Here is a 19148-nt window from a genome sequence, read left to right on the forward strand (position 1 = left end):
ATCTTATATATAGGTAAAATACATATATCGCATAGTTTTCATTCCTTTTCACTATAGGTGCTCATAAAGCAGATTATCAATTGATTCCTGCTCTAAAGCTGAAGGAGCAATATAAATGGATCTTAAACATTTAAATTATTTTGTCGCGGTTGCTGAAGCGGGCAGCTTCACACAAGCCGCACGCAAGCTGCATGTAACCCAGCCCTCATTATCAAAAATGGTACGGTTGCTTGAAGAGGATCTTGGTGCACAGCTGATAGATCGCTCCTCCAAGCAGATCGAATTGACGGATGCTGGCCTATCGATTCTCCGTTCAGCGAAACAGATTATACAATCCTTTGAGGATATGTCGAGTGAACTTGAGGAAGTTGTAAAATTAAAAAAAGGAACGCTGCGCTTAGGCATTCCTCCTATGGTAGGTGGATATTTTTTACCGCTCATTATTGAGAAATTTTTGTCTCATTATCCTCAAATTCGATTGCATGTCATTGAACAGGGCGGGAAAAGCTTGGAACAGGATATTCTCCATGGAGAACTGGATTTCAGTATGGTCATTCTTCCCGTTAAGGACGTGGAACGGTATCATATCCTTCCCTGCATCAACGAGAATTTACGCCTTGTTGTTCATGCTGAACACAAGCTTGCTGGTCAGAGCATGATTGAGATGAAGCAGCTAGAATCAGAGCCATTTATTATGTTTCGCAAAGATTTTACGATCCATCATTTAATTAAAGAACATTGTGAAGCAGCAGGCTTCGAGCCCAAAATCGTGTTTGAGAGCTCGCAATGGGATTTCATGACGGAAATGATTGCAGCTAAATACGGTGTAACGCTATTGCCTGAGGGCATATGCAGACAGCTGGACAAAAAACGTTTTGCTTCGGTTTCCGTTGTTCAGCCTGTAATCCCATGGCAATTGTCGATGATATGGCGCAAAGACAAGTACTTATCCTTCGCTTCGCGCGAATGGATTCGTTTTATAGAAGCAGAGCTTCAGAAGAAATAAGAAAAAAAGTTCGCAGGAAATTCACTGCGAACTTTTTTATGCTTTGTCTATTTGATTGCCTTTCCATGAGAACTGCCTTACTTCGGTTGGTGTCTTCCCCATCTGCTTTTTAACTATCCTTGCAAAATGGAAGGTTGATTTAAACCCGCATCTAATTGCAATCTCAGTAATGGATAAACCAGTATGGGTTAAATATTCAACAGCCTTTAACACCCGATAATGCCACAGGTACTTAATCGGGGTCGTTTTTTCGCTCATTCGAAACAATCGAACAAGATGTTCTGGCGAGACTCCTGCATGCTCCGCGAGCATAGTCAAAGTTATCTCCTCGTGGTAAGTACTGTGAATCAGACTTTTCGCTGTTAAAATAGACGGATGAATCTCCTCAAGTGCTCGAGTCCGCGACATTTCAGAGACATATAACAGGATCGCTGACATACCCAAGCTGCGAAGCAGATCACTTTCGGATGGATGAGCATATTGCACAGAAAGCATTAAATCTGTTAATCGATTCATCTCCTCCGAGATGCGCTGACATAGCGGAAGTTCCTCGAAGTAATCTTTTTCCGTCTCGGATAAGTCCTCAATATGAATAGATATCCAGCGATGCCAGGTTTCACCCTTGCTCGAAAATGTAAACAGTTCATGGTGCCCAGGCTTTAGCAGCACGACAGACCCAGGCGTTATCTCATGAACTTCATCATCAATCTCAATGCTCATCTCGCCCGAATGCAGCAGTACGAGCTGTATATCCTCTTGTACACGAGGGCCATAACGACCGTTAGCCGGATAAATAACTGTGCCTGCGTAAGCCGATTTGATTCTGTTGAACGATACGGAATTAGCCATTAAATCAACGCATATTTCTCGCGCAGATCTTCACGCAATGTAACTGCTGAATCCTCACGAATGTAATGACAAACATAAGAACGACGCCAGCGGTCCGTGCTCCGATTACGGTTAGAGGAATGAATTAAAAGCTCATGGAAGAAAAGAATATCTCCTTTTTCCATAATAACAGGAATCTGTTGATTTAAATCGATGCCTTCTGTCTCGTCCGTCCATTCTTCATGCTCATCGACATTTTTCACCTTGCCATGCGGCAGAAGCCCAAGCTTATGCGTCCCAGGAATAACCCATAAGCAGCCGTTTTGTACATCTACCTGCTCTTCCATCGCAATCCAAGCGGCAACCATGGTCATTGGATCGTTTTTGATATAGTAATAATCCTGATGCGCAGCTTGACCAGGCGAACCCGGCTCTTTATAGAAGAACATACTTTGCACGCAAACAGCCTCCTTTTCCATCAACTGAGCTAGAGCACCCCTAACGATCGGAAGCTTCATCACTTGTCGCGAGAAGCTGTCATGCTGGTGCGGGTTGAACAGCCGAGTAGAATAGCGTGCTTTCTCGGAGGTGCGTGCCCAATCCGGCGTTTCATCAAGTGGCGTAGAACGCAGTTCATAAATATGTCTATTAAAAGCATCGATTAAATCCGCACTGCAGCCTTTTTTAATAATAACAAATCCGTCTTTATGATATTGCTCCAGTTGTTCTTTAGATAGCGGCTTTAATAGTTCCCTTTGTGTTGTAAGCATAATGATAATCCCCTCTCCATTATTCGAGTGTGATTGACGCTGCTTGCAGATGTTTTGCTATACTTGTATATTACTGCGCCGTTCCTTCTTCAACAATGGCTCTGATTATCATCTTTGTGTCTGAAATTGATATATCCGTCATTATAAAAAAAGACTGCTAACCTCAGCATTACCTGCTCGTTCAACAGTCCTTGCTTATTTGACTTCAAATTTAAAGCGTCTATTTCTACTCCAACCGCTCTCTTACACTGTAATCTGAAAATATAGACTAGCTACTTTATAATCGTTTATATTTCAGCAACCGCTTTCACATTGTAAAAAGCCAGCATCGGCAAATAAGTCCCCGTATCAATCAGCATCTGAGATGCCGGATTCGTCTGATATGCACCATGAACACTAAGTTTGCCGCTTGGCTTTCTCGATAATTTAAGCAACACTTCATTCCTTGATATAATTGTCCAGCCATTCAATAGAATAGCACCCTCTTCGTCCTCTATACCAAACAAATCCGCTTGTGGATTTATCGCAAATAGTCGTTCCGATACATGCTTAAAGCGCAGCTTAATGGCATGTGAATTCGATTCATGTTCCTGTATGTAAATGGCATGTTCCAAATTAGGCGAGTACGCCTGCCGCTGTAAACCATAAACCGCTTGCAATGCTATATTCGCCGCACGGCTCCCAATTATTAAATTTCCTGCAGGGCTGTTGTGAATATCGTCAGACATTGGACAATCAAGTGAAGGTATGACAGAAACCGAAGGTATGGATATTGCAGCTTGCCGCTGTGCTTCGCGCACCTTCCCCCATTGTTTGTCGTGATGCTCTTTGTCTTCTTGAATATTGGTGAAGCGGTTAAGCTGGACCGTTATAAAGGGAAGCTCAGTTATGTTCAAATCCTTACGCCAATATTGAACAACCTTTGTAAAACGCTCCAAGTAAGTATCGGCGCTTTCAGAATTGCAGTCGGAACTGCCTTGGTTCCATACCACGCCAGCCACTTTGCCGCCGCAGCGCTGCACCGTTTCGATCATATTTCGATAAAGATGACCTTCTTCATCAGGATTCCAAGCACGAAGCGCAGAACCGCCAAGAGCCGTTTGTACGAAACCAATAGGATAATGGAGCTCATTTTGCAACAACTTGCCAAAATGCAGCCACGGACTATGTGCTGGATTTACCCACTCCATATTCACCTCATGGATTGTTGCCGTGGAGTCGTTGAACGGATGCGTTGCGAGATCCCACAATCCGTTATTTCTTAGCAAATGAACCCCTAGCATCGGACTATCTTCTACCGTTCCTCTTCCATAACCTGCCGCATTGCTTTGACCGGCTATGATCCATAAATCTCCAACACCGATATGATGGATCATATCTCCGCGTATCGCTCCTGAACCAAGTAGCGCATTCTGATCATGCTGCAAGCAAGTTTCCAAGCGGTATAAACCACCAGTCGGAACATGCAAGCTAACTCGCCATCCATTCTCACCCACCATTTCACATGGTGTCCAGCTTAATACATCTCTACCGTTATTCTCATGAACCACTCTTGCAAACACTTGGAATGGACCAATGTGCACTGCCTGGTCCACTTCCCAAGTGCCCGATAACGCAAGCTTACCTCTTCCGTCTACTTGCTGAATAATTTCCCAAGCCACAGGACCTTTCTCCAAAAAAACGCCAAATGACATGATCAACAAAACCGCCTTTCCTATTTCGTTCTCCTTACAATAGTACTCTTCTTCTTGAATGACTTATATAACAAGTTGGCAATTATTTATTCATTAGCTGTTTCTTTATGCGCGGCCAAAAGTTTCCAAAAAAAAGTGAAACAAAAAATGGAAATTTATCGTTTAGAATGTAACATACATCATCGGCATCTATACATTAGGACCAATTTAATACCCATTCAAACAATTGTAATCGCCTAAATGCAAAAAAAGGAGTGCTAACCTTTGAAAAAACGTATTTTCACAAAAGTATGCCTTGCGGTTTTATTAGCATTATCACTAACACCTCTCAGTAATTTAAAGGCTGCAGAAAGCAGTTCCAATTCGCTCACAGGATTTACTCAGGTCGAAATGGCTGGTAACGTAGCATTAGCGTTAGACAATCAAGGAATGGTATGGGCATGGGGCAATAACTTTGCTGGTCAACTGGGAGATGGAACCATTGGTTTCAAATCGGCTGCGGTACTTGTATTCAGTGACGTTGCTAAAGTTCAAGTCACAGGCTTTTACAGCCTCGCACTCAAAAAAGATGGTACAGTGTGGTTCTGGGGCGGGAACGGTGATGGCGTAAGCGGTTTTGATACCTATGATACAAACGCACAAGCTATTGTAACAAAACCTAAAATGGTTAATGGTCTTTCAGATGTCATCGATATTGCTGCAAAAGAAGACCATAATCTAGCATTAAAGTCAGATGGCACGGTATGGTCATGGGGGAACGGCGGGTTGGGTCAATTGGGTCGCATGGACATCAGCGCCTATAAGCCTGAAGATTATCGCAAACGCGTCAGTGAACAAAATATTCCAAAGCAAGTTGCTGGACTAAAAGATATTGTCTCCGTCCACGCAGGAAGCTTCCTTTCAGCAGCAATTAATGCGAAAGGAGAAACTTGGATTTGGGGTCATTACAATGGATGGGGCAGCGATACAGGAGATTTGATGAGTCCATTTAAGCTACCTGGCATTTATGCTAAAAAAGTTTCTGCCACATGGGAAAAATCGATTGTTCTCGACATGGATGGTACAGTGTGGGAAATAAACAAAGGTTTAAAACTCAATAAACTTCTAACATCGGCTTCTGATATAAGCTGTGGAACATTTAGCTGCGCAGCACTTCATTCCGATGGAACATTATGGGGTTTATATAATAATTCCAAAGATTTAGTTGATCCATCACCCATTGCAGGCATCTCGAATGGGAAACAATTTGCGATCCATTCACTTAATCAAGATTTTTTTATTATTTTGAAGGCAGACGGAACTCTATGGTCTAAACAACCATTCGGATATGGAACAGGCAGTGAAACCATTATGGACTATTACAATCAAATGAATATTCCTTCAAGTGAAATGGTTTCAAAGCTGCGCCAAGTGAAGAAAGCCATCACAGTAAAGCTCGACGGAAAGACGATAACGCTCACTTCTAATCCCTATATTTACAAAGGCGTTACTTTCGTACCGCTTCGCAGTACATTTAATGAACTAGGTGCAAAAGTGGAATACGTAAAAGGGAAAATGACCATATCGGATGCTAACCATACACTGAATCTCACCATTAGAGAGAAAGAAGCATTTATCGATGACAAGCCGATAACATTAGACTATCCTCCGATGATTATCGATACGATGACCATGGTTCCCTTGCGTTTTGTTATTGAAGGCCTTGATCGTAAAATTGATTGGGATCCTGATAATCGAGTTATTTCCATAAGCAAATAAACAAAAGCCACCAGACCTAATGATCTGGTGGCTTTGATTTTCCATTGTCGTTACTGTAAATAAAAAATGCTAATTAATTTGGTCTAACGATCCTCTTCGCTTTCGCAGCTTCCAACCAGCTCGGAAATTCGTTTAATAGCTGATCATACAATAATTCATCAGATACAGCTGCTATATCATCCAAATGTATAAAGTTTGCGTTATCGACAATCCGGCCTTCCATGGTGTCTAGCTGCTTCAACACCTCAAAATCGGAATGACCAATGCCAACGAACTGCCAGAAAATCGGCTGAACCGCTGCGGCAGTAATGACCTTTTTAATCGGTTTTACGACTCCGCCATCATTAATGAATATAATAAATACTGGCGTGGCCGCTTCCTCTTCCACCGTATATTTACGAATGACATCTTCCATAACTGGAGGTTCATTGTTGCGCCCAAACTTATGTATGTTGTTATTATCCAATATTTTTCGTTGGACGTATTGATCAAAATCTTTTTCTGAAACAGAAGGCAATCGGCTAAAATGAGTATCATAAACCCAGACATCGAGCATCCCGTTATCATCAAATTTACTGGCAACCGCGAGAATTCGTTCCACTACTTCCTGCACGGTGCCATTTCTGTATAATGGCTGCATAGAACCTGAAATATCAAGTACAATACCTACTCTAGCCGCAACACTCGTTAATTTTTTCTTCTCCAACGTAATTTGAACGATCTTTTTCCGCAAATCAATGGATGATAAAGTCATTTCGGCTGCAGCAGCTGCTACCTCTGCTTCTTCCCTCTCAATCTCTAGACCAAAGCTTGTACATAACGCTTCAAGCCCTCCGTAAAAACCGCTCCCAATTGCATTAAACTTCCACTCACCGTTATATCTATACAATTCACCGACTACTACGGCCGTTTCCTTTGTAAACGCCAAGCCATAATCAAATCGGAACAACTCTTCATCTGTACTTCCATTTACTAGTCGAATATATAAATGCGATGCGTTTTGCATAAAATGGCCAAGCCGTTCGCCCTCATGAATCGTCACTGTAAAAGCTATTTTTTCCGTATTTTTACTCAGCCGCTTCAAGTGTATCGTGATTGCCTCCTTATCACCGCTCTTATCTGTCACATCATGCGAAATCGAACCATCGTGTGCTTTTGGATTGCCATAAAATATAAAATGTTCATCTCTCTCGCAGATATTTCGATCAGATAATAGAAAAGCAGCAGCATCGATGCTCATCGATGATTCTCTAGACGTCCAACCAAATTGAACTCTCACAGATGTAAGTTCGCGTCCTCTAGTGATATCTACCTTTTGACCCTTCGACAATAACATACATCCCGCTCCATTTCGATTTAACTAGTATTCTTCACTCTATTATCTACGAAACTATGGCTAAAGTCCTCCTCCAAACTATCCATTTTTTTCAAAATGTTCGTTTACAAAAGGATATAATTATTATAAAATTCTTTATAACGAACATCAAGTTCGCAATTAGAGCGGGGACGGGAGGTGTTGATGTCATGTCCAAATTCAAAAAAATCTTATCACTTACGTTGCTGATCACCATCTGTATGTATCCTGCTTCCGCATTTGCTGCATCCAGTAAAGAACCATACGATGAAAAGAAAGGTTTCTTATCAAGTATCTTGTCTGTGTTCTCCATTACGAAAAGTACAAACAACAGCAATAGCAGCAACAACAACAGCAATAATAATAAGCAAAACAACAACAAGAATACTAATAACAATAATCATTCAAACCAACCAAGCAAAAATAAGAACGACAAAGATTGGGACAAGAAAGGCTGGTTTGACTGGTTCGACAATGATGATTGGTTCGACAATGATGATTGGTGGGATGATATCTGTTGGTGGGATAAGCATAAGGACGATTCATTCAAAATTTGGGAGCGTTATTATTGTTATTGATACCAGCTTGTCCGGTAACCGTTGGTTAAAACCAGCGGTTATTTTTTATTTATGCTCCTTAAGGAAATTTATATGGCATTTATTGTCGAAATAGATTCGCTCAAATCGTATAAGCTTTCCGATAAGAGGACGGGTTCATGCCAAACGATTTCTTGAAGCTTTTGCTCAAATGATGCTCATCCGTAAACCCGCACTGCTCTGCTATTTGCGCAAGCGTTAATGAAGAATTAACTAGCATAAGCTTAACCTTATCCATTCTTAGATTAGCGGCGTACGAACTTGGTGTCGTTTGAAATTCCTGCTTAAACAGCCTGGTCAATTGCACTTGGCTGAGGCCAAGCTCCATCGCGATCGCCTTCAAGGAAACGCCCTCTTCCGCTTGCTGCTGAAGCATATGTACCACGCGCTGCAGGACCTGGTTCTCGCTATATAAATAATTTATCTTACGATTCATGCTTTCAATCTGATAGACATACATCAAATCCCTTAACAGATGTTGCTTGTATTTCAGCGCCAGACTATCCTTCACATAACGAGCTTCGCGAAGCAACGAAAGTGTAGAACTCATTCTTTTTTTGTTCAGCAGAATAAGCTTTCCTGTAGGGGGCAAAGTGATGTTGTCCTCCCCGGCAGCGCTATCTGCATTCCGCCACTGAAACCCGATGAGATGAAATGACAAGCCATCTGTTTTACGGTAAAAGGTCATATGGGGCGGACAAAGCACCATCTCCCCTTTTACAGCTCTCTCGCTCCTCGAATTTCCCATTCTATACTCAAAGCCGCCTTCTTCAACAATGAATAAAGCCCAGTGATCATAAGTATCCTCTGTCTTCTGAAAATGCGCAGCATCCTTCACGAACACATGGTAAATCAGCTCGGGCTCGCGAAACCAAGGCTTGTCCAATTCCATCATCCCTTTTATGAAATTATTTACAAGAAAGTTGATTAATCTATACATTATACAACGAAAATTTGTCGCATATAATAAAATTAATTACAAGAAGGAGGAGAGGCTAATGCGTACAGCTTCGCTAAATATTCCAGAATTAATGAGCCGTTTTCATGAACAAGGATACTTGGTTTTACCCGATATACTTTCACAGGAAAAGGTATCCCTCCTGAATTCAGCTATCGATGAGGTCCTTGCAGAGGAGGAAGATACTTTCGCTCATAATATTTATAATAGCGTCTCTCGGCACACTGAAATTGCCTCATTGATCGATCACAAAGAAATCCTTCCCTTAATCGTTAATTTGCTTGGACATAATATTCAGCTGCATATTTCTCATCTAACCGTGAGAAAACCTAATCCAAATGATATAAAGACGGCTTCCCACAGCTTTATCGATTGGCATCAAGACGGCCCTCATCCACAGTTTCCGGTTATTGCAGGCTTAACGGCTACTTATTATATAAAAGTCTGTTACATTTTGAGCGATATGACAAAGCCGAACCGCGGCAATACAAAGGTTATTCCGGGCAGCCACAGGCAGCCCTATAATCCGAACCATAAGGATGTGCGCCAGCAATTGGATGGCGAGGTACAAGTGTGCGGAAAGCCGGGTGATGTATTTATTTTCGCACAAAATTTATGGCATGCCGGATCGATCAATCAATCCGAATTTACAAGAAGGCAGCTCTTTCTCGGCTATAGCCCGATCTGGATGCGTCCGATTGACTATCATCAGGCAGACGAGCATCTATTAAAGGATGCCGATCCGATCCGCCGTCAACTACTTGGACAAATCAGCGACAATAAATTCAAATTTTATGTCCCGGAAGAATCGATGGTACCGCTCAAAAAGATGGTTATCGACAGCGTCTGATAAAGCCGAAGCTGGGCACACATAAGGACCGTTTGCTCACCTCATCGTGATGCAAACGGTCCTTTTAAATCAGCTTGAGATGTCCGATAGCTCCGACAGCAGCATGAGTACGAGTCCCTGCCCATAAAGCGTTGGATAACAAGCGATCTCATTGTAAGCTTCGATTGAAGGCATGATTGGCGTCCCGCCGGACACGCCCATGACTTCCCCGCTCGGCTTTATTTTAAGAAGGATAGCATCTGCCGCAAGGTAGGCAGCATTCAAATAATCAGCATCGAGCAAGCCTTGACGTACCGCTTTCACAATGCCGCAAGAAATGCCGGCGCTGCCCGACGTCTCCGAATAAAATTCAGGACGGTCAAGCACCGTTGCCCATAGGCCTTCCTCATGTTGAAAGCGAATAAGGCTGCGCATGAGCAATTGATAACGTTCGAGCGTTTCCTTCGGAACAACTGCTAAACCTTCCAGCTCTTCTACTATCATCGGCACCGCCACCGCTATCCACGCATTAGCTCTCGTCCAGCGGGCAGCCGAAAGATGGTTCCGTGCCTCCGAATTCCAGCCATGAAACAGCACACCCGTATCCTTATCTTGCAGCAGCGTTAAATGCAGCTCCACCTGACGTACGGCCTCTTTCGCATAATCCACATTCCCAGTGAGTTTCGCAAGTTTAGCCAAGAACAAAACCGCCATAAAAATAGTATCCGCCCATACCTGCTCCGGGAATTTCACATTTTCCGTAACCGTATGCTCGAAGGCACCTTCCCTTGTACGGGGCGCCTCCGTCATCATCCATTGTCCAATCCGCTCTGCTGTCTCCAAAAAAACAGGGTCATGCGTATGCTCATAAAGCGCTGGAAAAACCGTATATGGCGCCATCGCATTGATGACTCTGATCTTCTCCGCAAGGTGTAAATTATTTTGCGACCATTTTATTAACTCCGTCATCGTCTCTGATTCACCTGTAAGCTCATAATAAGACAGCATCGCAATGACGCCGACTCCCGGCACCCAGTCCCAATGGTTCAAATCCATGCCCCAACTACCGGAATGATCCTCCAGCATATAGTGATATACACGATCAGCCGCCTGCTTCACTATTTCCCGCGATAACTTCGTTTTCATGCCCGCTCCTCCACCTCCATTAAATGATGCAGCTTATCCGTTTTATACTGATGGTGATGCTGCAGGCTTCAATGCTAAGGATAGCTTAATTGGATCATCACTGGTTGCGGCAGCATTCTGTTTGCTTGAAAATCTAGCTGCTACAGCATCATCATAGGCCTCTACTATAATTTCCGGCTCTGCTTCACCAATTACTAGCGAAAAAAGAAAAGCTGCTTTGCCCATCTTCTCAAAATCAATTGTACTGTCCTCTACTGCATGTAAAATATGGTCGAAGCAAAAGCTGCTGCTGTTCCTCGCGAGCTCCCACTTCCAATTGTCTTTTTGTTTATCGTCATGCTCCTCCGTCCCTGCACCAAATGCCGTAAACAAAATACGCAGAGCAACTTTGCAGTCACCGATTCTAACCTCCGCTCTTTCCCCGCTCACTTCCGCGTCTACATTATCCAAGCAACCGCCAAGCTCTACCCGAATTCGCAAATCAGATGCAGCTATGCAGCCATTTATTCGATCAAGGCTCGGATGAGTATCTCCTCCATCAGTTAGAAAACGGATGCCGAGCAGCAGTCTACTTCCCTCTACTCTACTGTTCAGTACAGCTGAGCAATAATCATAGCCGTCATGCAGGACGCGCAGCTTCAAATAAGCCGCCTCTCCACCATTATCAAAGAAAACAAGCAGCGGTCTTGTTTGATTCCACATAATTTCCTCGCTGGACACACCAATCGCAAAGGAAGAGGTCATGTAGGTTGTTGCCCACTTTTCCTGCCCGGTCTGTTCATTTCTAGAATAGAGCTGCTGGAGCAGCCTTTCCTCAGACTGTGTGAAGAATGGATCATACTTGTGCGGACAGCAAATCCCGCTCCCAAACCACTCCGCATCATACGGCTGTTCATTCTTAAATGTAAACACAACCCTATTGTTTGTAGCGATTTGCAAAAATGACTTCTTCATATCCGTTAGCAGCGTACTGTAGCTCCGGCTGTGCGGGCCGGACCACTGCTTCGTCGCCGGATGAAAATGCTCTGCTACCATGCGCCATGCACTATCGAGCAAATCTTCCGCAAGCGCTTTAGCCTGAGTGCTCGCCGTCATCTTATAAATTTTGGACAGTTCGGTGATGGCGATAACCGTATAAGTCGGACTGTTAAACTCATGAAACGTCCCTAGCTGATTCGTAAATGCATGGAGCTTTTCCAGCCTTCGAATACCATAATCGGCCAATTCTGGCTCAGCGTATGCTTCGCCCGCGATAAGCGTGACCAAAGCACCCATAAGTGCGATATTCGTATAATTTGGACCTACATCCCGCTTCATAATGGCATCGCATGCGCAGAATACAGCCTGACGGATCAGCTCTCGCAGTTCCATAGGTAATCTGTCCCCATGCCGGACTTCGATTTGAACGAGCTGTTTCCCGCAAAAATCAGCCCAGTTCCAATCTGGCGGGGACATTTTCGCAAGCGGCTCCTCGTAAAACCATGACCATATGCCATACGTTAGGTGTGCTGGATTTTGGTCTTGCAGTGAAATCACTTTGCTTATGACTTCATAAGCTCGCGTGGTATAATCCGGCAAACCGCTGTCAAGCAAAGCCAGTGCATAAAGAAGAGAAGGATATGTAGGGTGAACAAGCGGGAACTCCTCAACCGTAAGCGTCGTATGGTATCCGGGACTATGAAAGGGCAGCTCAAGCATGTTGACTTCCGGGTCAAAAAACGGCTCCCAGTGATGGATTTTTCCGAGCAGCAGCTTATGATCCATTGGATTGTTCGTCTTATCCATATATCCCATCCTCTCAATTACGGTATCCTAGTTGGCGCCAATGAAGTAACAGAGAGCAGACCGCCATTAAGGCGAACTGCTCATCTCCTGCCATTCAACGTGTATCGGTTAAGCTCTGTTCTCTGGCGCTTTAGTCAGTTGGCGCCGGAGTCAGCTTCAGAGCTTCCCGGCTCTGGCGTTTCACTAGGTACTGGCACTACCGTTTCACTTGGTTCTGGAGATTCAGTTGACCCCGGCTCCACGATTTCAGTAGGCACAGGTGTCCCAACCTCCGGGTCAACAACTGGAGCAGCTGTGACTGTAACGATGCAGCTGGCTGTAAATAAACCATCCATCGTCGTTACCGTTATCGTTGCCGTACCCACTCCGACAGGCGTAACTTCCCCTGCATTTACTGTCGCAACATTCGGGTCGCTTGTTGTCCACGTTACCTCTTTACTCGCAGCATTCTCTGGCGTCACCGCTGCAAGAAGTGCAACTGCAGGGTCACCCGCAGTCATCTCAAGTAGGCTTCTGTCAAGCGTCACACCGCTAACGCTTGCTAATCCAGCCCCTCCAATCAACATAGGCTTAAATAGTTTAGACTGTTTATTGGACCCAATGCCTCCGCCCCACTCCAGCCATCCTTTGCGTCCATTGCCGTCATTCTCATTCACAAGAGCGGACAAGCTTAAAATCCCGTCACTCGGAGCAATCGGCGACAATTCCGTCCAAGGCAATGCGAGCCGATAGATCGTATCCTTGTTTGTTTCATCTCTCGTAATCTGGAGCTGGCGATTTGTAACCGGTCCGGTCAATACGCCACTCATCGCCATCCACCGATATAATTCCGGTCCATCTGGTGTCAGCGCCATTCCGTATTCATACCATTCCGCCGCCTCTCCCGGCGTTCCCAAAGAAATAGCGAATTGAATGCTGTCTCCGCTCCAAATCGCATCTCCTGATTTGGTTTGCGAGAATAGATCGTCATGGATCTTTGCCGATAGATAGAGGTGGTCATTATCATACGTAACCCACAGCTTACCGCTCAAATCCTCCGGCCCATTATGCGGCACCACTCTTGAATGGCCTTCCTCAAACAGGTCGATGCCAGGGAGATCGGTTACATCGTCCAGCGACCCATCCACCTGCACTGTGCGGTTAACGATGGGCGTCATACTTGCGACAGTGATATTGTTCAAGTTGCCTGAAGAAGACAATACGGTGCCATCATCCAAATAGACGGTAAGCTGGTGAGGCGTTAAAGTTCCATCGGGCAGTGCCGGTATTGGAAGATCAATTGTATAATCCGTAAAACCAGGCAGCACCGTATTATAAGTTTCTGATTCGGTGTTTGCACCCACCTGCCAATCGATCTGTGTCAACCGCCTATCGACCGGTTTTGTATTATCGATTCGAACTCTCAGGAAGTTGCTGCCCTCCTTCAGCACATGTTTGACAGAAAGCTCCTCCGATTGCTTGATCACCACTGTATTTTTTAACGCTCCGATTTTTTTGCCGCCAACGACAAGATCCGCCGTCGCCGTATAGCTGCCAGGCTCACCTATTCCTTGAAATACGGCAGGATAGGTGCCGACCGAAAAAGCCTGTATATTTTGAATGGATCCTTGCAATTGAATGCGAGCGCTTAGCGGATTCCAAGATGATGCTTTGTATACGGATAACGTTACGCTGATAGTATCACCGGTAAAGGAAGGTTCGCTCTTAAGCCTGTATTTGCTTCCTTGAATGACTTTATCGATTTTTCCTTGGATGAATAGAGGCTCGCTTGAAGCCGTAATGTAAATTTCCCCGTCCTTCGGCGTATAGGTAGCTGAACGGCCCATCATGTCCGTTACGACCAGCGGTCCATTTGTTTTCAAAGTCAGATCGGTTTCGGTATCCGTCCCTGACCAAAGCACATGAATCGTTTTCTGGTCCTTCTTAAATTTATAGCGATAGATGCCGTTCGTAATCTCCTGACCGGTTAAGCTTGCGCCAGTCAACTGCCGCGCTACCGTCGCTAACGCCACATAACCCGGTTTTGGCGTATACGCGCCGAGCGGATCACCGCCATTATGAATAATACCGAAGTTATGCTCGTTATATTTCTTATCCGTTCCGTCGTCCATCAGATCGTACCAGAAGATTTTCTCCACTCCTGCTGCCATGCCAAGTACATAGGTGCGAATCAAATAGGCAGCCTGTGTCCTCTCATCCACCCCGCGGGGGTCAAGCTGCGTCGGCCATCCAATTTCCGAGAACCAGATGGGTTTCGTCTGTCCGTTGTTATAGGTTTTCACCAGTTGATTTAACGAGGCTACCTCGTTAAGCAGTCCTTCCGGCTTGTCGGGATAACGGTAAGGATGTACGGATAAGGTGTCCATGTAGTTTAACCCTCCGAGCTGGAACAAATCTTCAAGCCACTCGGCTGGAATGCCTGCGGTCGCGCCTCCAAGCACATTCAGATCAGGGCGCACCGATTTGGCAGCCTCATAACCTGCTTTCATTAGATTGAAGTATACATCGGGCTGTGATGCAGCCGGCCCATTCCCTCCAAATCCGGGCAGGTTGAACTCGTTCCACATCTCGCCCCATTTGATTTGGCCGCCGAATCGGTTCAGTACGGATTTCGTATAATTCGCATAGGCGGCGTGAGCTTCTGCCGAATAAGGCGTTTGAAAATTATCATAAAATTGATTGGAAAAAGCGAAGGTCATCAGCGGATCGATGCTGTTCTCCAGCAATCCTTCCATATAGAGTGTAAATTTCGGGTTATAGGTGTAGATGCCTTTTTTTAGCTCGATCTCAGACCAAAACATCGCATCCCTCACGCTTTTGGCTCCGGCATACTTGACCAAAGGAAGCATCTCACGGTTCCAGCTATGTGCAAAATGCGTCTGTACGCCAAACGGTGATGCCGTCACTGCTGCCAAATCAAACGTTGGCACAGCCGCGAATGTCGTCTCTGTTGTTTTAAGCAAAGTTCCCGCTTGATAAGTTGATAGTTTTAAACGATAATAGCCATCTGATTGTACCGGCACCTCAAGCCTGATCTTGCCTCCGGTAACCGGCGCGCTTCCAGATGAACCGGGCTCTCCCCAAGCATCATTGGTTTGCCATGTGACGGTATCTCCCGTCGTTAATACATCAAAAGTGCCTTTGCTTGCACCAGCAAATACGTTGCCAACCTGCGTTTGAGCGATGGCTAAATCAGGTACAGTCACCTTGATTCGGAGATCGTCGAACCATACCGAGCCGCTCTTAAGCCCCGTGCGCAGTCCTGCCCGTGCCACCTTGATCGTCATCTTCTTAAGCGACGGATGAAAGGCTCCGTCATTGGCGCCTCCCCAGTGCGTATATTCGCTGCCGGCATTAAAAGCATTCACGGTAACCTTCTGCCAATCCGTTGTCGGCTGAAGCACCAGCCTTTGCGAGTGGTTTTGGTTCGTTCCGTCCATTAGTACAATATAAATCGATGCAGCATCCGCAGTTTTCACCCAAAAGGATAAGCTTACAGCATCCGCCGGAACTATTCGTTTCGTCAGATACCGCTCTAGTGCAACGTAAGAGCCGCCGCCATTAAAATCGCCAGTCACCTTGGCCGAGGAAAGACCTGTTTTGAATACAGACTGATCTCTTGTAAAGCTTCCTTGCGCTCCGGGAAATTCGGCTCCCAGCAGGAAGTCCCATACTTCGTCGGAGCTTTCATAATCGCCAGCTTGCAGCTCTGCGACCACCGCTTCTGCAGCCGCTGCATGTTCATTTTCGCCAAGCGTACCAGATGCCGTCATGATCAATGCAAAGACGAGGAATAATGAAAAAACTTTTTTCATGGTCATCATTTTCCATCCATCCTTTGCTACTCGGATCGGCGATTAACCCTTCCCGAAAAAGTAACTCCCGCATTCAGGAAGGGCCTTCCCCTCTACTTCAGATGCTCTTTGTTCGTTTCATACCACTCCTGCACTAACTTCTCTACATTTTCACCGCCCAAACGCTTCCATTCCTTGCGAATATCCTCCATTCCAGCCTGCGGCGTAAGCGCGCCTCCTCCAGTTACGATCTTGGCTTCAATTTGCTGCGCAATCGGAGCGAAGGTAGCAATCAGTTGGCTGACCTCAGGCAGATCAGGATTATAGGCAATATCCCGTCTGTATTTATTTTTCATCGCAATCTCAAGACCTGCTGCTTTAAGCACGGCCTGCTCTTGAGAAATCGGATCCTGCGCCGCCATCACCGCATACCATTCCGGCTTCGGATCCCATTCGTTCAAGATCGCATACTCTCTTGCATAAAACACTTCCTTCTTGAACTTATCAGCGTCGGTCTTCTGCGGAACTTCACCCACGAGCTTATAATGAACGTCCTTCTCTCCGATTCTGAGCGGCTCCCAGCCCTGCTCCAGCATCCAGTCCAAAAATTTGACGCCTGCTTCGATTTTGTCCTCCTTCATATTGGTATTAAAAGCGATATACATATTGGCCGGTACTTCCTGATAAAGGCCATTTTTTCCATACTTCGAAGAGACAGGCTCCAAAGGCACTACTTTTGCATCCGGCACATTTTTCTTCAAATCTACAAACTCTGCGCCCATTGACCATGAGCCAAGATAAATACCCGACTTGCCTGTCGTCCAAAGCTGCAGCGAGCGTTGAAAATTCGTATCCGTAATGTATTCCTTATCGATTAACCCTTCGTCAAAAAGCTGCTTCTGCAAAGCAAGCGAATCGGTATATCGATCCAGTATCCGGCCGAACGTGAGCTTGCCAGCTTCCAGATACCATTGGTTCTCGTTATTGAAGAAAAGGGCTCTTAAAATTTGCACTCCGTTGTAATTAAAGGTGATTGGAACCGTGTCTGCCGTGCCGTTGCCGTCCGGATCGCCCTCTTTGAACTTTCGTGCAACCTCAATTAATTCTTCAACTGTTGTCGGAGCTTTCAAACCTAGCTTATCCAACCAATCCTGACGAATCATAATGCCATGATTGGCTATCGTTTCTTGTCCACGCGCACTTGCAACCGCATACATTTTTCCATTTATCGTTAGGAAGGGTTTAAGTTCTGGATGCTTAGCCAAATAAGCTTTGTACGTTGTGCTGTATTTTTCGATATATTCGTCGATCGGCTGGATCGCGCCCTGCGCAGCGAGCTGGCTGATATAGCTGCGGTCATATTCCCATATGAGATCCGGAGCCGTGCCCGATGCAATCAGCGTGTTTAATTTTTGCTGTACCTGCGTACGCGGCACGGGTACCCATTTCACCTTTGCAGGAGCATTCTCATTGATCCACTTCGTCCAGCGGTTGTTTTCATAGCTGCCTTCCTCCGATGACACTTCGCCCCGATCAAGGATAGATACGCTAATCTCTTTCTTTTGCTCTACCACTGGTGCTGGCGCATCAGTCTTATTCGGTGCAGCAGAAGGTTTAGTCGGCTCTGATTTCCCCGTGCAGCCAACCAGCAGTACAACAATTAAGCTAGCCATCATGATCAAATTACGAATTTTGTTCCATTTCATCAAATACATCATCCCCTTTTCCTTATTAACCTTTAACCGAACCGATCAAGACACCTTTTACAAAATGTTTCTGAAGGAACGGATATACGCATAGAATCGGCGTGACCGCAATGACGATGGCCGCAGCTTTGATGCCTTCGGGCGTTAACAAGATTTGCCCCGCACCCTCGCTTCCCCCAGTATTGTTAAGCAGGCTTGCATCCACTTGATTAATCATCTGATACAGCTTCACCATCAAGGACTGTGACGTCGTTTTTGTTATATAAAGAAGAACGCTGAAATAGGAGTTCCACCAGCCAACGGCGTAGAACAGCGACAAGGAGGCGATAATCGGCTTGCAAAGCGGAAGCATGATCTGCATTAAAACCCGCCAATCTCCAGCTCCGTCCATAGCAGCCGACTCTTCAATTTCATCCGGAAGGCCTTCCATGAACGTTTTCATCACAAACATGTTATACGTGCTGATCAGCCCTGGCAGCCATAATGCCCAGTAGGTGTCCATTAAGCTCAGTGTCTTGACGAGAATGAAGCTCGGAATGATCCCAGAAACGAATAACATCGTGAACGTAACGAACATTAGCAGTCCGCTGCGTCCCATCAAGCGGCGTCTTGAAAGCGGATAGGCAGCCAGTATCGTCATGATCATGTTCAACGCGGTACCAACAACCGTGATCAAGACCGTATTTCGCAAGCCGATCAAAATTTGTCCGTCATCAAATAGCCGATCGTAAGCATGCAGATTGAATTCAATTGGCCACAGCATCACTTCTCCGGCTGTAATTGCCCGGCTGCTGCTAAAGGATGCCGCCACCTCATACCATAGCGGGAACAGGGCGATTAAGGACGAGAGGCCAAGAAACGTATAAAGGATGATTTTGCTAATCGATGACAGCACAAAAGCTGCGGCAGCATTCCTTTTCACAG

The 19148-nt window shown here is 45.3% G+C and carries 14 protein-coding genes and 1 pseudogene; 4 read left to right on the top strand and 11 right to left on the bottom strand.

Features of this window, described 5'->3' with window-relative positions; all coding sequences use genetic code 11:
- The first annotated feature begins 115 nt into the window (after positions 1-115).
- Entirely contained in the window at positions 116-1006 is an 891-nt protein-coding gene (locus AC1DOV_RS05625) for a LysR family transcriptional regulator (RefSeq protein WP_477549396.1), read from the top strand.
- Between the two features lie 36 nt (positions 1007-1042).
- Here the strand turns inward: AC1DOV_RS05625 and AC1DOV_RS05630 are convergent, their stop codons facing one another.
- The 3 genes from AC1DOV_RS05630 to AC1DOV_RS05640 form a co-directional block, all read right to left on the bottom strand.
- The gene (locus tag AC1DOV_RS05630; protein ID WP_477549397.1) at positions 1043-1855 is read right to left on the bottom strand and encodes a helix-turn-helix transcriptional regulator; all 813 of its coding nucleotides are present in this window, start codon (positions 1853-1855) and stop codon (positions 1043-1045) included.
- Positions 1855-2604 carry a phytanoyl-CoA dioxygenase family protein gene (locus AC1DOV_RS05635; RefSeq protein ID WP_477549398.1) on the bottom strand — a complete coding sequence of 250 codons (750 nt, stop codon included), beginning with the start codon at positions 2602-2604 and terminating at the stop codon, positions 1855-1857. Before AC1DOV_RS05635 ends, AC1DOV_RS05630 begins: the two co-directional genes overlap by 1 nt.
- A gap of 287 nt (positions 2605-2891) precedes the next feature.
- On the bottom strand, positions 2892-4298 hold the full coding sequence (locus AC1DOV_RS05640; protein ID WP_477549399.1) for a sialate O-acetylesterase: 1407 nt from the start codon (positions 4296-4298) through the stop codon (positions 2892-2894).
- A gap of 264 nt (positions 4299-4562) precedes the next feature.
- On the opposite strand from AC1DOV_RS05640, the gene AC1DOV_RS05645 reads away from it, so the two are divergent.
- Entirely contained in the window at positions 4563-6056 is a 1494-nt protein-coding gene (locus AC1DOV_RS05645) for a stalk domain-containing protein (RefSeq protein ID WP_477549400.1), read from the top strand.
- 73 nt (positions 6057-6129) lie between these two features.
- Here the strand turns inward: AC1DOV_RS05645 and AC1DOV_RS05650 are convergent, their stop codons facing one another.
- Together AC1DOV_RS05650 and AC1DOV_RS05655 are read right to left on the bottom strand one after the other, a co-directional pair.
- Complete coding sequence (locus tag AC1DOV_RS05650) at positions 6130-6810, bottom strand: vWA domain-containing protein (RefSeq protein WP_477549596.1); 681 nt, start codon at positions 6808-6810, stop codon at positions 6130-6132.
- 63 nt (positions 6811-6873) lie between these two features.
- Positions 6874-7392, bottom strand: a pseudogene (locus AC1DOV_RS05655) (TerD family protein); the annotation flags it as partial.
- Between the two features lie 188 nt (positions 7393-7580).
- On the opposite strand from AC1DOV_RS05655, the gene AC1DOV_RS05660 reads away from it, so the two are divergent.
- Complete coding sequence (locus AC1DOV_RS05660; protein ID WP_477549401.1) at positions 7581-7988, top strand: hypothetical protein; 408 nt, start codon at positions 7581-7583, stop codon at positions 7986-7988.
- Between the two features lie 100 nt (positions 7989-8088).
- Here AC1DOV_RS05660 and AC1DOV_RS05665 read toward each other — a convergent pair whose 3' ends face one another.
- Positions 8089-8892 (bottom strand): helix-turn-helix domain-containing protein, encoded by an 804-nt coding sequence (locus AC1DOV_RS05665; protein ID WP_477549402.1) that lies wholly within the window; start codon positions 8890-8892, stop codon positions 8089-8091.
- A gap of 112 nt (positions 8893-9004) precedes the next feature.
- On the opposite strand from AC1DOV_RS05665, the gene AC1DOV_RS05670 reads away from it, so the two are divergent.
- Positions 9005-9814 carry a phytanoyl-CoA dioxygenase family protein gene (locus tag AC1DOV_RS05670; RefSeq protein WP_477549403.1) on the top strand — a complete coding sequence of 270 codons (810 nt, stop codon included), beginning with the start codon at positions 9005-9007 and terminating at the stop codon, positions 9812-9814.
- A gap of 69 nt (positions 9815-9883) precedes the next feature.
- Here AC1DOV_RS05670 and AC1DOV_RS05675 read toward each other — a convergent pair whose 3' ends face one another.
- The 5 genes from AC1DOV_RS05675 to AC1DOV_RS05695 all read right to left on the bottom strand — a co-directional run bounded on the left by AC1DOV_RS05675 (position 9884) and on the right by AC1DOV_RS05695 (position 19146).
- The gene (locus AC1DOV_RS05675; protein ID WP_477549404.1) at positions 9884-10939 is read right to left on the bottom strand and encodes a glycoside hydrolase family 88/105 protein; all 1056 of its coding nucleotides are present in this window, start codon (positions 10937-10939) and stop codon (positions 9884-9886) included.
- A 42-nt stretch (positions 10940-10981) separates the two neighbouring features.
- Positions 10982-12724, bottom strand: coding sequence for a hypothetical protein (locus tag AC1DOV_RS05680; protein ID WP_477549405.1), 1743 nt, complete (start codon positions 12722-12724; stop codon positions 10982-10984).
- A gap of 134 nt (positions 12725-12858) precedes the next feature.
- Positions 12859-16548 carry an Ig-like domain-containing protein gene (locus tag AC1DOV_RS05685; protein ID WP_477549406.1) on the bottom strand — a complete coding sequence of 1230 codons (3690 nt, stop codon included), beginning with the start codon at positions 16546-16548 and terminating at the stop codon, positions 12859-12861.
- An 83-nt stretch (positions 16549-16631) separates the two neighbouring features.
- Positions 16632-18224, bottom strand: coding sequence for an extracellular solute-binding protein (locus tag AC1DOV_RS05690; protein WP_477549597.1), 1593 nt, complete (start codon positions 18222-18224; stop codon positions 16632-16634).
- Positions 18225-18249: 25 nt separating this feature from the next.
- On the bottom strand, positions 18250-19146 hold the full coding sequence (locus AC1DOV_RS05695; protein ID WP_441875418.1) for a carbohydrate ABC transporter permease: 897 nt from the start codon (positions 19144-19146) through the stop codon (positions 18250-18252).
- Positions 19147-19148 lie beyond the last annotated feature (2 nt).

It is taken from the genome of Paenibacillus sp. 01T47, from assembly GCF_056398245.1.

Bases quoted from the DNA above. Each gene is read 5' to 3' on its own strand.
- AC1DOV_RS05625 (WP_477549396.1), top strand. From the start codon at position 116: ATGGATCTTAAACATTTAAATTATTTTGTCGCGGTTGCTGAAGCGGGC.
- AC1DOV_RS05630 (WP_477549397.1), bottom strand. From the start codon at position 1,855: ATGGCTAATTCCGTATCGTTCAACAGAATCAAATCGGCTTACGCAGGC.
- AC1DOV_RS05635 (WP_477549398.1), bottom strand. From the start codon at position 2,604: ATGCTTACAACACAAAGGGAACTATTAAAGCCGCTATCTAAAGAACAA.
- AC1DOV_RS05640 (WP_477549399.1), bottom strand. From the start codon at position 4,298: ATGTCATTTGGCGTTTTTTTGGAGAAAGGTCCTGTGGCTTGGGAAATT.
- AC1DOV_RS05650 (WP_477549596.1), bottom strand. From the start codon at position 6,810: ATGACTTTATCATCCATTGATTTGCGGAAAAAGATCGTTCAAATTACG.
- AC1DOV_RS05660 (WP_477549401.1), top strand. From the start codon at position 7,581: ATGTCCAAATTCAAAAAAATCTTATCACTTACGTTGCTGATCACCATC.
- AC1DOV_RS05670 (WP_477549403.1), top strand. From the start codon at position 9,005: ATGCGTACAGCTTCGCTAAATATTCCAGAATTAATGAGCCGTTTTCAT.
- AC1DOV_RS05675 (WP_477549404.1), bottom strand. From the start codon at position 10,939: ATGAAAACGAAGTTATCGCGGGAAATAGTGAAGCAGGCGGCTGATCGT.
- AC1DOV_RS05680 (WP_477549405.1), bottom strand. From the start codon at position 12,724: ATGGATAAGACGAACAATCCAATGGATCATAAGCTGCTGCTCGGAAAA.
- AC1DOV_RS05685 (WP_477549406.1), bottom strand. From the start codon at position 16,548: ATGATGACCATGAAAAAAGTTTTTTCATTATTCCTCGTCTTTGCATTG.
- AC1DOV_RS05690 (WP_477549597.1), bottom strand. From the start codon at position 18,224: ATGAAATGGAACAAAATTCGTAATTTGATCATGATGGCTAGCTTAATT.